The following is a 13,465-nucleotide window of genomic DNA, read 5'->3' on the forward strand; positions in this document are numbered from 1 at the left end:
GGAATGCTCTACAGCATCGGTGCGGCAACCGGTATCGGTTTTAGCAGGAACCAATGCATCCGGTTAAAATTTCGATACGCTTGCGATGGTGCGAAAACGAGGATTTCAGACGGAACTCCAGAACACCAGTTCCTTGGCCGGCAACGGCCTGCTGATCAGATAACCCTGCACCTGATCGCAACCCAAACGTCTGACGCATTCATATTGCTCTTCCGTCTCGATGCCTTCGGCAATCGTGGTCATCCGCAGACTGCGTCCCACCCCGACCACAAATTCGACGATCGCCAGCGCGTCGCGATCGCTGGTAATATCGCGCAGGAAGGACCGGTCGATCTTGATCTTGTCGAAGGGTACGCCGCGCAAATTCGCGAGCGAGGAATAACCTGTGCCAAAATCATCCATGGCGATCTTGATGCCGACATCCTTCAGCCGGGTCAGCGTATTGATCGTCTGGTCGCTCTTGTTCAGCAGGATCGATTCGGTGATCTCAAGCTCAAGCCGGCTCGGCTCCAGACCGCTTTTTTGAAGAGCACCCATGACGTTCTGGATGAGGTTGGTGCTGTGAAACTGAACCGGCGACAGATTGACCGCCACTTTCATGTCCTCGTCCCAGCCCATCGCCTCACGGCAGGCTGTCTCCATCACCCATTTCCCGAGCGAATGAATAAGGCCGGTTCGTTCCGCAACGGGAATGAACACGCTGGGCGGCACATCCCCCCGTACAGGATGCTTCCAGCGCAGAAGTGCTTCGAAACCGCAGAGCTTGCGTGTCTGCGTCGCCACCTGCGGCTGGTAATAGACTTCCATCTCATCGTTCTGCAGTGCGGTCTGCAGATCGGCCTCGAAGGATTTCTTTTCGGTCAGCTGCTTCTGCATACGGACCTTGAAAACACTCGCCCGGCCCGGGCCGATGGCTTTCGCCTCATAAAGCGCCAGATCCGCGCGCTTGAACAATTCATCCGCATCGACTGTGCCATGCGATATGGCGATGCCGATGCAGGTGCCGATTTTGACTTCCTGCTCGCCAAGCTGGTAGGTGCGACTGATCTGGTCGATGAGCTTGGAGGCAAGGCGGCGAGCCGTGTCCTCGTTAAGATCATCGGACACCACGGCGAATTCGTCGCCGCCCAGCCGGCACACCATGTCGTAATCTCCGCCGATAGCCGAAAGCCGCTGCGCCACAGCCTGGAGCAACGCGTCTCCCGCATCGTGGCCAAGCGTATCGTTGACGTCCTTGAATCCGTCGAGATCAAGCAGAAGGATCGCTGTCGTTCCTGTGCCGCCAAAGGATCGGCGCAACCTCTCGATCAGTTCCTGGCGGAACAGGGACCGGTTGGGCAACCCCGTCAGCGCGTCGTGATAGGCGTCATGCTCCAGCCGCACATTTTTCGCCTGCAGCTCCAGCGTTGCGGCGCGCAGATCGTCCGTCAGGCCGCGCATGCTCTTCTGCGCCCGGTTCAGCAGGTCATTCTGACGAAGCAGCAATATGACCAGCGCGATGCCGCACAGGATGAGGCCACCCGCCAACGCGGTATAGACGATGTGCAGCTTGCGCACATCCTCATGGGCCGTATCGATGAGATTGACATCATAGGCCACTGATGACGAGGCCAGTGTCGTCATCGGCGCATCGAGCGCGCTCATGGACGAGAGCAGATCCGGAACATCCGCCGGTTCCAGACTGTTCATCTGCTGTTCCAGGCGCGCCAGAACGGCGTCAAGCTGGGCTACGAGTTCCCGCCACTGCTGTTTTTCATTGATGAAAGCCCCCAGATTACCCTGCTTCAAAAGCTCCAGGCGGCTGAGCATGATGTCCAGACGCAGCTGCAGTTCGTCCCGGTCGAGCTTGCCCGGGCTCAGCGCGAATACGGCGAGCTTATTCTGAAGACGAAGATATTCCGCCACGGTCTGGCTGACAGCCCACGAATCGTTATAGCGGGCAAACTTCTGCAGAGCGGTTTGCCGCTCGGCAATGACGAAAGCGATATAGCCCGTTGCCAGGACGAAGCAACAGATGATCACCGCCACAAGTTTTCGCAAACGGCACCTTTATTCCACTATCAATTTGGCGACTTGCCACGCGGACCGCGAATAATAGGTCTGCTTCTGCAATTCCGGGTCGCTGTCATAGGGGTAGATGACGAACAACGGACCCTTTTCTCGAACCGTCATGTAGTTGCCATCCAGTTTGATCGCCAGAATAACGTTAAATTTCTTAAAATCCTCAACCGGTATCGTGCTGACATAATCATTGAGAGCGACCGCCGTGATGCTGGTGCCTGTCGCACCGACGACCTCCATCAATTTTGCCAGCGAAACACCGTCGAAACGGACGCGACCATCGTGCCATGGCGTCGTCGTCTCCACCGTCACCATGCCGAGCGCCTCCAGCATGTCGCGATCGAACTGCGCGGCACCGTCGGCGTTCGTATTGGTGATCTTTCCAGATATGGTTAATATCGGCTTGCCTTGCGGTTTGGCAATCGTCCCGGCTTGGGCACAGGAAAGCCACACGAGCGACAAGAACGCACTGAGAAGTACCCGGGCGAAACTCATACTTTTTCTCCATCGATAACGTTCAGGTCGAAGGTTTTCGCCAACCGCAATGGTCAAGGGAACCGACGTCCGCAATATATATCAGGAACGGATGTTATATCCTCACTGAGATTTTATCCGTATTTTCTCTAGGTTTTGAGTAAACCCTTTGGATAATTTTTCTGTCTTATTTGTACTTTTTTACGTTTCGCGCACTGTTATGACGCAAGCGAACCCCACTCATGCCGTCTCATCAAATTCGTCCGGCGGGACGAAGGCCAAATTGTGGCGGGAGCTTTCCTGCTCACATAGAGAAACGTGTGATTCGCGCGAACCGGAGGTTGTGATCGAAAATCCGGCATCGGCTTGCATGCTAAACATAAATGACAAAAGACAAGTTCCACGTCACAGAAAAATCATCGTCTTTGCCGGAGCCGACGGTTGAAACATACCGCGCGGAACTTAATATAAAGACTGTCGTTTCCGTTTCCGGCAACTCCAGAATCCCCGCCGGAAATGTCCATACACAAGTTCCGCGCAGCGAAAGCCGCGATGCCGGATATCGTCCGGCCAGGAAAATTCTGTTCACGTCTCCGGGCCTGACGGCACCTGCCGTATTGGCCGCATCATGAAGGTAGCCCCTATGCACACCTATCCCGACATCAAACTTCTCATTGATGGCGAATGGCGAGACGCCGTTTCCGGCAAGACGATCGCCGTGTCCGATCCGGCAACCGACGAGATCATCGGCGCGATCGCCCACGCAGAGAAAGAAGACCTCGATCTGGCACTTGCCGCCGCTGACCGTGGCTTCAAGGTGTGGCGCGACACCTCACCCTTCGAGCGTTCGAAGATCATGCGCAAGGCCGCGGATATCCTGCGCGAGCGCAAGGACAAGATCGCCTATGTGATGACCCGCGAGCAGGGCAAACCGCTGGCGCAATCCGCTACCGAAATCATGGGGGCCGCCGATACCATCGACTGGTTCGCCGAAGAAGCACGCCGCACCTATGGCCAGGTCATTCCCGCGCGTGCGACCGGCGTTTCGCAGCTTGCCATCAAGCTGCCAGTCGGTCCCGTTGCGGCGTTTACGCCCTGGAACTTCCCGATCAACCAGATCGTCCGCAAGCTTTCCGCAGCGCTTGCCACCGGCTGCTCCATCATCGTCAAGGCGCCGGAGGAAACCCCTGCCTCGCCGGCGGAGCTGATCCGTGCTTTCGTGGATGCCGGCGTACCGGCTGGCGTCATCGGCCTCGTTTACGGCGTTCCATCAGAGATTTCGGAATATCTGATCCCGCATCCGATCATCCGCAAGATTTCCTTCACCGGCTCCACCCCGATCGGCAAGCACCTCGCGGCGCTGGCCGGCAAGCACATGAAGCGCGCCACGATGGAACTCGGTGGCCATGCGCCGGTGATGATCTTTAACGACGCCGATATCGAAAAGGCGATTGAGGTGACTTCGCTTTCGAAGTTTCGCAATGCCGGTCAGGTCTGTGTCGCTCCCACCCGCTTCCTCGTGCAGGACGGCGTGGCGGACCGTTTCCTTGAAGGTTTCGTGGAAGCCGCCAAGGCGGTGAAGGTCGGCAACGGCCTGGAAGACGGTGTCATCATGGGTCCGCTCGCCAATGAGCGGCGTATTCCGGCGCTGGAAGGCCTCATCAGTGATGCGGTTTCCCATGGCGGCGAATTGAAGACCGGCGGCCGCCGCATCGGTAACAAAGGCAATTTCTTCGAACCGACGGTTCTCGCCAACGTGCCGACCACCGCCAAGATCATGAATGACGAGCCCTTCGGCCCGGTCGCGATCATCAACCGCTTCTCGAGCTTCGATGATGCGGTTGCCGAAGCGAACCGCCTGCCTTTCGGTCTTGCATCTTATGCCTTCACCGGTTCGGTCAAGACCGCGCATGCGCTCGGTCATCAGGTTGAGGCCGGCATGCTGACCATCAACCATAACGGCCTTGCGCTTCCCGAAGTCCCCTTCGGCGGCATCAAGGATTCCGGTTACGGCACGGAAGGCGGCTCGGAAGCGGTCCAGGCCTATCTGGAGACCCGCTTCATCAGCCAGATGAGCTGATTAGGTCTTGAAATTTCTTCTCCCCATCGGGGAGAAGATGCCTCGAAGAGGCAGATGAGGGGGCAAGCTCTCCGCACATCTCTGTGCTCGCCCCCTCAACTCGCTGCCGCGACCTTCTCCCCGGCGGGGAGAAGGAGGCAAGCCGCACTCGCTTATCCTTTCTCACGCCCTGGAAGTTGCTCAGCATTATCTTGCCTCCAGCTTCATCCTGCCTTAAAAGAACAAATAGTGAACTTTGAGGGCGATATGAGCGACACGGCGGCACCGGCATTGAAGGAAATCTTCAACCGCGAAAAATTGCGACATATTGCCGATCAGACGAAGGCCGTTCATCCACCATTTGACGTTTCCGCCTTCATGACGCTCGCAACGACAAATCTCGAGGCCCTCGGCATCATGCAGCGCATGCGGCAAGTGGCGACCAGCCTGCATGCCACATTGCCCGGCGACTATGCCCGCAATATCGAAATCCTGACCGCTGCAGCGCCCGGCATCGGCAACGGTTTCGCCTCCATTTCGCTGCCGGAATATGTGGCGCTTTACGGCCTCGATGATTTCGATCTTTCCATGCAGGCGCTGCAATATTTCACCCGTTTCGGCTCCTCTGAATTCGCCATCCGGCATTTTCTGCAAAGGGACATGGCCCGCACCCTTGCCGTGATGGAAACATGGTCCCGGCACGAGAACGAGCATGTGCGACGGCTGGCGAGCGAAGGCTGCCGGCCCCGCCTGCCCTGGTCTTTCCAGCTCAAACCCTTGATCGACGATCCGTCACCGGTCACGGCGATCCTTGAGACCATGAAAGCCGATGAGGCGCTTTACGTGCGCAAATCCGTTGCCAATCACCTGAATGACATCACCAAGGACAATCCCGCCTTCGTGCTGGCGCTGATCGATACATGGCCGAAAGACAATCCGCATACGCGCTGGATCATGCGACAAGCCCTGCGTACGCTGATCAAGAAAGGAGATGCAGCCGCACTTTCCCATCTTGGCGCGCATGAGGAAGCGCAGATCGCGCTTGCCGCGTTTCAGGTCTCACCGGAAAAGATCGCTCTCGGCAATCCCGTGCGGATTTCGGCCTCCTTCACCTCCACGGCAAAGAGCTCACAGAAACTGGTGATCGATTACGCCGTACATTACGTCAAGAAGAGCGGCGACGCCTCGGCGAAAGTCTTCAAGTGGAAGGAAATAGAACTTCAGCCGGGCGAAACATGCGCGCTGTCGATCAGCCGCGCCATGCGCGACTTTACCACCCGCAAGCACTATGCCGGTGTCCACAAGGTCGATCTCATGGTCAATGGCAGGCTGGTAGCCGAGGCCTCTTTCGAGCTCCTGATCTAAGGCTGTCGAGGGTCTCTCACGCCGCCGGGAAAATCTTTGCCCGGCGGATGATGACGGAACCACGGTCACCGGCGGCAACATCGTTTTCCGGCGGCACGTCGAATTCCAGCAGATCGCCGCCATCGGTGCTGGCGATCACCCGGCGCTCGCCCGCCCGGTCGAGAACCCGCGCCACCGAAGCAGGAATGCCTTCATGCAGGTCTTCCCATTCGAGATCGCCGGGACGGGCATAAATATCGACCGCGCCGTCCCCTTGCGCATAAGAGAAAGGGAGTTCGTTTTCACCGACATAAACCTTGCCGCCGCGCGCCACGCCGGACACCCGGTTGGCATCGCCGAGAAAACGCATGACGAACGAACTATTGGGCTGGCGGCACACCTCTTTCGGCGTGCCCTGCTGCACGATCTCGCCCTGATTGAGAATGACAACGCGGTCGGCGAGATCAAGCGCCTCTTCCTGATCATGCGTCACGAAAATTGTGGTGATGCCCAGTGCATCGTGAATTTCACGCAGCCAGCGGCGCAGGTCGCGGCGCACATTGGCATCCAGCGCGCCGAAAGGCTCATCGAGCAGAAGCACCTTCGGATCGACCGAAAGCGCACGCGCCAGAGCCACACGCTGGCGCTGTCCGCCAGAAATCTGCGCCGGAAAACGCTCGCCGAGGCCATCGAGCTTGACCAGGCTCAGAAGCTCCCTGACCCGGGCATCGATCGCCGCTTTGTCGCGCTTGACCTTCGAAACCTTCATGCCGAAAGCAATGTTTTCGTGCAGCGTCATATGCGGGAACAACGCATAGTGCTGGAATACGAAACCAACGCCGCGATCACGCACCGGAATATTGGTGGCGTCTTCATCTCCGAAGAAGATACGGCCGCCATCGGTATATTCGAGACCGGCGACCATGCGCAAAATCGTCGTCTTGCCGGAGCCGGAAGGCCCGAGCAGCGCAAGAAGCTCGCCGCTTTCGATATCCAGCGAAACATCGCGCACCGCGCGGAACGTATCGAAGGTCTTCACCACGTTTTCGAGGCGGATTTTCATGGGAATCAGGTCTCCGTGGCGATGGCGGCATCGCCGTTGGTCTTCTTGGCTCCGCGCCCGGCACCACGCCGTTCCAGCGCCACCTTGGCGATGATGGTGACGACGGCAAGCAAGGCGAGGATGGAGGCTGACGCGAAGGCGCCGGCCGTCTGGTAATCGTGGTAGAGCAGCTCGATATGCAGCGGCAGCGTGTTGGTCTGGCCGCGAATGTTGCCAGAAACGACCGACACCGCGCCGAACTCACCCATCACGCGGGCATTGCACAGAACGACGCCATAAAGCAGCGCCCATTTGATATTCGGCAGCGTCACCGAAAAGAAGGTGCGCCAGCCGGAGGCGCCAAGCGAGGTTGCCGCCTCTTCCAGATCTCGTCCCTGCGCCTGCATCAAGGGAATGAGTTCACGCGCCACGAAAGGTGCGGTGACGAACATGGAGGCGATGACGATGCCGGGCAGCGCAAAGAGTATCTTGATGTCATGCGCATCGAGGAACGGCCCGAACAGGCCCTGCAATCCGTAAACGAAGAGATAGGCGACGCCCGCAACGATCGGCGAGATGGAGAAGGGTATTTCGATCAGCACCAGCAGGAAGCGCCGGCCGGGGAAATCGAATTTGGTGATGGCCCAGGCAGCCGCAACGCCGAAGGCCGTATTGACGGGCACGGCGATCAGCGCCGTCAGCACCGTCAACATGATGGCGTGGCGGGTATCGGGATGGGTGATGGTGGCTGAATAGACCTTCCAGCCCTGCGAAAAAGCCTCGACGCCGATAATGATCAGCGGTGCGACAACCAGCAAAGCGCCGATGACCAGCACTAAGGCGATCAGGCTGCGGCGAACCCAGTTTGCATCTCCGACGCGCGGCGGCTTGCGGTGTTGGGAAAAGGCGCTCATGTCTAGCTCCTCACCGTGTAGCGCAACGCCCGTGTCTGCAGATAATTGGTCACGGCCAGCATTACGAAAGCGGTGATGAGCAGCACGGAGGCGATGGCGGCGGCGGCCTGATAATCATATTCCTCAAGCCGGATGAAGATCAGCAGCGCGGTGATCTCCGTCGAAAAAGGCTGGTTGCCGGCAATGAAGATGATCGCTCCGAATTCACCGAGGCTGCGGGCGAAGGAAAGCGACAGACCGGCCAGAAGAGCGGGCGTCAAAAGCGGCAGGATGACCTTGCGGAAGATTTCCAGATCAGAACCACCAAGCGATTGCGCCGCTTCCTCCAGCGCCGGATCGAGATCTTCCAGCACCGGCTGCACGGTGCGCACGATGAAGGGCAGGCTGGTAAAGGCCATCGCCACCATGATGCCAAGTGGCGTATAGGCCACCTTGATGCCGAGCGGCGCCAGCAGCGAACCGAACCAGCCATTGCCCGCAAACAGCGTCGTCAACGCAATGCCGGCAACGGCGGTGGGCAGCGCAAAGGGAAGATCGACAATGGCATCCACGAGACGCCAGCCGGGAAAGCGGTAACGCGTCAGCACCCAGGCGAGTGCCAGCCCGAAAATGACATTGAACAACGTGGCGGCCAGCGCGCAGAGCACGGTGACGCGATAACTGGCAACGGCGCGCGGCGAAGAAATGATCGCCCAATATTCGGCCGGCCCAAGGCTTGCCGCCTTGAATACCAGCGCCGAGAGTGGCAGGAGCACGATGATGGCAACGTAAGTCAGGGTAACGCCAAGGGACAATTTTAGCCCCGGCAGAACATTCCGCTTCAAACCCCCGCCCCCATTTCATCATGAAGCGACCCGGCAGTTTCCCGCCGGGTCGTTTTCAAGTTGCGTTTCGTTGTGATTAGCGGCTGCCGTAGAGCGTATCAAGCGTCGCGCCGGATGCAAAATGCTCTTTCTGGATTTTATCCCAGCCGCCGAACACGTCGTTGACGTTGACGAGGCGAATGGCCGGAAAGTCACCCTTGAATTCGCCGACGACTTTTTCATCGTGCACGCGGTGGCCGAACTGCGCCGCAATGCGCTGGCCTTCTTCCGTATAGAGGAAATCAAGGTAGCTCTTGGCCAGTTCACGCGAACCGCGCTTGTCGGCCACCTTGTCCACCACCGCCACCGGGAATTCTGCCAGCAGGCTGACGGAAGGCACGACGCCCTCAACCTTGTCCTTGCCATATTGCTTGGCAATGCCACGGGTCTCGGCCTCAAAAGTGATCAGCACGTCGCCGATTTCACGCTCGACGAAAGTGGTGGTGGCGGCACGGCCGCCCGTGTCGAAAACCGGGGTGTTGTCGAAGATTTTCTTGACGAATTCCTGGACCTTCTTCTCGTCGCCGTTGAACTTCTCCTTGGCGTAAGCCGTGGCGGCGAGATAGGTGTACCGGGCGTTGCCAGAGGTTTTCGGATTGGGGAAAACGACCTTCACGTCGTCACGGGCGAGGTCGTCCCAATCCTTGATGCCCTTGGGATTGCCGGCCCGCACGAGGAAGGACGGAAAGGAATAGAACGGCGACGCGTCGTTCGGGAAATCCTTCTGCCAGTCGGCGGAGACAAAACCCTGCTTCACCAGAAAATCAACGTCGGTCACCTGGTTGAAGGTGACGACATCAGCTTCCAGACCCTCAACAATGGCGCGCGCCTGTTTGGAGGTGCCGGCATGCGACTGATCGACAGTGACGCCCGGGTGCTGCTTGATGAAAGCCTCGTTCTCAGCGGCAAAAACCTCGCGGGCGACATCGTAGGAGGCGTTAAGAATAGTGGTCGGAGACTGCGCCTGCGCCGCGCCTGCAAAAAGGGCGGCAATGGCAGTGCCGATAATGAGAAGTCGTTTCATGAATACCCCCGGAAAATCGAATGGTCCTCAACATAGAGGGCGGAGGCAACTGCGGCGAGAAACAGCTGTGCTTTACGGGATCATGAATTGGAAATTTCGCCCAAAGAACAGAATTTCTAAAGGCGATAATTTCATATATGGCGACAAGCCGGATTTCTTTTGCGTCTACCTAGAGACGATGTTCGGGAAACAGATTGCCGGAATGATCGACTAGGTAGCGTGAAATATCCTCCTCCCGCACTTCATCCAGCCGCGCAGGTCGCCAGCGGGGGTTGCGGTCCTTGTCGACCAAGGCTGCACGCACGCCTTCGTAAAAATCATGCTGGCGCAATATCTCGGTGCCGGCGGCAAACTCCCGTTCCAGGCACTCGATCAGGCTCGCGCTTTCGCGGCCAAGTCGCAGAAGCTTCAGTGTCAATTTCAGGCTGGTGGGAGAGCGTTTTTGCAGAACCTCAAGTGTTTCTCGCGAAAAGGCATCATCCCGCGTCGAGAGCGCTGCGAAAATTTCCTCGACCGTATCGAAACGGAATGTCGCATCGATGATATCCCGGTTTGCAGCCAGTACGCCTTCACCCCCATCAATGGCATAGGCCGCTATCGCTGCCTCCACGCCTTCGACATCCGTCGTTTGCGACAGATCCTGCATCAGAGCTTCGAGACGGTCCGAAGGGACGAAATAATCGGCAAACCCGGCATAGATCGCGTCGGCAGCGGTAACGGCGTTGCCGGTTAGCCCGAGCCACGTGCCGCATTCGCCCGGCGCCTTCGGCAAAAGCCAGGAACCGCCGACATCAGGGAAATAACCAATGCCCGTTTCCGGCATGGCGAGCCTTGTGCGCTCGGTGACGATGCGGTGGCTGCCATGAGCGGAAATGCCAACGCCGCCACCCATGACGATGCCATCCATGAACGCCACATAGGGTTTGCCAAAACGGGCGATCCGATAGTTAAGCGGGAATTCTTCCCGCCAGAAATCAAGCACCTGCGGGTCGCCCGCCTTGCCGAGGTCGTGAATGACGCGGACATCGCCGCCGGCGCAGAGCCCTTTTTCGCCCTCCCCCGTCAGCACGACGCAGGAAATGCCGGCATCGTCCTCAAAACGCTGAAGCGCTTGAAACAGGGCACGCACCATCGGCAATGTCAGGCTATTGATGGCTTTCGGACGGTTGAGGCTGATGATGCCGGCGCCTTGCCGTTTCTCGACGATGACCTGCACCTCCGCTTCGGTTCTCAGTTCCAATCCCGCCTCCTCCGCTGCCAGTTATCCGCCCATCTTGGCGGCCTTGGCGCAATCACGCAACGTTGATCTTGTCGTGTGGGAACGTCTTTCGCCCAAACCGCTTTCTCAGGCGTAAAATGCCTGAAATCCGCTTTCGCAATGCAGCATGTTTGCTTGACGCCCGGAAGATCATGGCATGTAATGGGTCCTGGAAATGCCGGCATTGATTCCTGTCGAGCGTGTGCCGGACCAAGCGGAATGTAGCCTTCTCAAAGGCGCTGTAAACAGCAACGGGAGACGAGCATGCAGGTTTCGGAAAACGAGTGGATCAGCAAACGCGCCTATACACTCTGGGAAAAGGAAGGCCACCCCCACGGCCGCGATGCGGAACATTGGGAGCAGGCAAAACATGAATTTTCACTTCTGAAGACATCGGAAGCGACGAAACCAGCGCAGCGCAAGAAGGCAGCTCCCAAAGCCGTCTCCGCTGATGCGGCGGCACCGGATGCAGAAGCCCCGGCGAAACCCAAAGCCCGCGCTCGCAAGGCTGTCGCTGCGAAATAAAGCCCCCCAACGTAGTCATCTGAAGCACCAAATGAAAAAGCCCGACGAAATCTCGCCGGGCTTTGTCTGTTTAGCGTGGGTCGCAGCCTGGATCGCCGATCCGGCAGCCGCCCCGGAGATTTTCCGAAGCGGGCGCGCGGCGTGGATCATCCCACTGGCGACGTTCCGGAGGGAGCCGGCCCCCACTCTCATTTGGTTGACGGTCACGGTTGCGGTCGCGGTTTTCGTCTTCAACGCGGGGGCGATTGTCCTCCCGGCGCGGCCTGTCGCCCTGATTTCTGTCACCCTGATTGCGATCACCCTGGTTCCAGTCGCCATAACGACGTTCCCAGCGGCCGTCATTCGGTCCGCCGCCCTGGCGCGGATCACGCGACTCATCGCGGCGGCCATCGCGCCAGTCATCCCGGCGGCCATCACGCCACTCGTCGCGTGGACGCGGGCGATCCCAGTCCGCACGCGGCGGCGGAGGTGCGGCATTCCAGTAACCGCCGGACGGGCGACGCCAGCGATCACGCTCGCGGTAAAAATCGCGGTCGCGATAATAGCGGTCCCAATAGCGGCCGGCTTCGAAGGTGATGATCGGCACGCCGAGATCGCGGTAGTAGCGCGGCTCGACATAGACCCGGTTCTGCCGATAGGTGGTTTCGATATAGCGTCCGGCGACCCAGCCGCGACCGGCCACAAAGGAAACGTCGCACCAGGGTGTATCGGACAGGCAACCATGCACCGTGAGCGGTGCGCCGTTCGGGATCACGACGACGGCCGGGTAAGCCGTGCTCGGGCCGGAGCGCATATTCACGTTCGCTGTGGCAAAGCCGCGTGTCGCGGCTTCGGCAAGTGCCGGCGCAGCAAGCATGGCCACCAGCGCAATTGCGCCAAACAGTTTTCTCTTCACTTCTTTCTCCTCAAGCAAAGGCCCGCTTTGCCCTTGTCGGCATCCATCGTCTTAGATGGACGAGTATGCGTTCCGCATACTGCCACGATCGGAAAATACGCGTCTCTCCATGAACGCAGCATGAAACAAATGAGGTGCCCAATCAGTTCCACCTGCGGCATTGCGCCCCCGACAAATTGCCGGCGGAATGGCCCGTCGGTCTTGACTTCGGGGGGCAATCATCCGACTTCAGTGCAACAGCAATATGGAGCAGAACCATGAGCCAAACCGCACAGACGACCATCGACCAGAGCGAAGTGGATCGTTTCTCCGCGATGGCTGCCGAATGGTGGAGCCCGACGGGCAAGTTCCGCCCGCTGCACAAGTTCAATCCGGTGCGGCTGGAATATATCCGCAACCGCGTCTGCGAGAATTTCGGCCAAGACCCAAAGGCGCATCGCCCGCTGGAGGGGCTGCGCGTGCTGGATATCGGCTGCGGCGGCGGCCTGCTTTCCGAGCCCGTAGCGCGCATGGGCGCCACCGTGGTGGGCGCCGATCCCTCGGAGAAGAATATCGGCATTGCCTCCACCCATGCGCATGAAAGCGGCGTCACCGTCGACTACCGCGCCGTAACTGCCGAACAATTGCAGGAGGCCGGAGAAACCTTCGACGTCATCCTCAATATGGAGGTGGTGGAGCACGTGGCGAATGTTGATTTCTTCGTCACCACCTGCGCCAAAATGGTGCGCCCCGGCGGGCTGATGTTCGCCGCCACGATCAACCGCACGCTGAAAGCCAGGGCACTCGCCATCTTCGCCGCCGAGAACGTGCTGCGCTGGCTGCCACGCGGCACCCACCAATATGAGAAGCTGGTTCGCCCGGAGGAGCTTGAGCGGCCGATGGTGGCAAGCGGCATGGATATCATCCACCGCACCGGCGTTTTCTACAACGTGCTGCAGGATCGCTGGAATCTCTCGCCGGATATGGACGTCAACTATATGATGCTGGCGAAACGGCCGGTATAAGT

The 13,465-nt window shown here is 58.8% G+C and carries 13 protein-coding genes; 5 read left to right on the top strand and 8 right to left on the bottom strand.

The window, feature by feature from the left end; genetic code table 11:
• Positions 1-105 precede the first annotated feature (105 nt).
• Together CFBP6623_RS17800 and CFBP6623_RS17805 are read right to left on the bottom strand one after the other, a co-directional pair.
• Complete coding sequence (locus CFBP6623_RS17800) at positions 106-2,040, bottom strand: putative bifunctional diguanylate cyclase/phosphodiesterase (protein WP_046801888.1); 1,935 nt, start codon at positions 2,038-2,040, stop codon at positions 106-108.
• Between the two features lie 9 nt (positions 2,041-2,049).
• Positions 2,050-2,556 carry an oxidoreductase gene (locus tag CFBP6623_RS17805; protein ID WP_046801887.1) on the bottom strand — a complete coding sequence of 169 codons (507 nt, stop codon included), beginning with the start codon at positions 2,554-2,556 and terminating at the stop codon, positions 2,050-2,052.
• Between the two features lie 362 nt (positions 2,557-2,918).
• On the opposite strand from CFBP6623_RS17805, the gene CFBP6623_RS26880 reads away from it, so the two are divergent.
• The 3 genes from CFBP6623_RS26880 (at position 2,919) to CFBP6623_RS17820 (ending at position 5,959) form a co-directional block, all read left to right on the top strand.
• Positions 2,919-3,167 (top strand): hypothetical protein, encoded by a 249-nt coding sequence (locus tag CFBP6623_RS26880; protein WP_046801886.1) that lies wholly within the window; start codon positions 2,919-2,921, stop codon positions 3,165-3,167.
• Positions 3,168-3,178: 11 nt separating this feature from the next.
• Positions 3,179-4,615: an NAD-dependent succinate-semialdehyde dehydrogenase gene (locus CFBP6623_RS17815; protein ID WP_046801885.1), complete on the top strand. Its 1,437-nt coding sequence runs from the start codon at positions 3,179-3,181 to the stop codon at positions 4,613-4,615.
• A 246-nt stretch (positions 4,616-4,861) separates the two neighbouring features.
• Positions 4,862-5,959, top strand: a complete 1,098-nt coding sequence (locus CFBP6623_RS17820; protein ID WP_046801884.1) for a DNA alkylation repair protein — start codon at positions 4,862-4,864, stop codon at positions 5,957-5,959.
• Between the two features lie 16 nt (positions 5,960-5,975).
• Here CFBP6623_RS17820 and CFBP6623_RS17825 read toward each other — a convergent pair whose 3' ends face one another.
• The 5 genes from CFBP6623_RS17825 to CFBP6623_RS17845 all read right to left on the bottom strand — a co-directional run bounded on the left by CFBP6623_RS17825 (position 5,976) and on the right by CFBP6623_RS17845 (position 11,021).
• Positions 5,976-7,001 (bottom strand): sulfate/molybdate ABC transporter ATP-binding protein, encoded by a 1,026-nt coding sequence (locus CFBP6623_RS17825; protein ID WP_046801883.1) that lies wholly within the window; start codon positions 6,999-7,001, stop codon positions 5,976-5,978.
• 5 nt (positions 7,002-7,006) lie between these two features.
• On the bottom strand, positions 7,007-7,894 hold the full coding sequence (gene cysW, locus CFBP6623_RS17830) for a sulfate ABC transporter permease subunit CysW (RefSeq protein WP_046801882.1): 888 nt from the start codon (positions 7,892-7,894) through the stop codon (positions 7,007-7,009).
• A gap of 2 nt (positions 7,895-7,896) precedes the next feature.
• Entirely contained in the window at positions 7,897-8,718 is an 822-nt protein-coding gene (gene cysT, locus CFBP6623_RS17835) for a sulfate ABC transporter permease subunit CysT (protein ID WP_046801881.1), read from the bottom strand.
• Positions 8,719-8,794: 76 nt separating this feature from the next.
• Entirely contained in the window at positions 8,795-9,781 is a 987-nt protein-coding gene (cysP, locus tag CFBP6623_RS17840; RefSeq protein WP_046801880.1) for a thiosulfate ABC transporter substrate-binding protein CysP, read from the bottom strand.
• Between the two features lie 169 nt (positions 9,782-9,950).
• Positions 9,951-11,021 (bottom strand): enoyl-CoA hydratase/isomerase family protein, encoded by a 1,071-nt coding sequence (locus CFBP6623_RS17845; RefSeq protein WP_046801879.1) that lies wholly within the window; start codon positions 11,019-11,021, stop codon positions 9,951-9,953.
• Positions 11,022-11,303: 282 nt separating this feature from the next.
• Between CFBP6623_RS17845 and CFBP6623_RS17850 the strand changes: the two genes are divergently transcribed.
• Positions 11,304-11,564, top strand: coding sequence for a DUF2934 domain-containing protein (locus CFBP6623_RS17850; RefSeq protein WP_046801878.1), 261 nt, complete (start codon positions 11,304-11,306; stop codon positions 11,562-11,564).
• Positions 11,565-11,634: 70 nt separating this feature from the next.
• Here the strand turns inward: CFBP6623_RS17850 and CFBP6623_RS17855 are convergent, their stop codons facing one another.
• Positions 11,635-12,459, bottom strand: a complete 825-nt coding sequence (locus CFBP6623_RS17855; RefSeq protein WP_046801920.1) for an SH3 domain-containing protein — start codon at positions 12,457-12,459, stop codon at positions 11,635-11,637.
• 257 nt (positions 12,460-12,716) lie between these two features.
• On the opposite strand from CFBP6623_RS17855, the gene ubiG reads away from it, so the two are divergent.
• On the top strand, positions 12,717-13,463 hold the full coding sequence (gene ubiG, locus CFBP6623_RS17860) for a bifunctional 2-polyprenyl-6-hydroxyphenol methylase/3-demethylubiquinol 3-O-methyltransferase UbiG (protein WP_046801877.1): 747 nt from the start codon (positions 12,717-12,719) through the stop codon (positions 13,461-13,463).
• Positions 13,464-13,465 lie beyond the last annotated feature (2 nt).

It is taken from the genome of Agrobacterium tumefaciens (genome assembly GCF_005221385.1).
GTDB lineage: Bacteria > Pseudomonadota > Alphaproteobacteria > Rhizobiales > Rhizobiaceae > Agrobacterium > Agrobacterium tomkonis.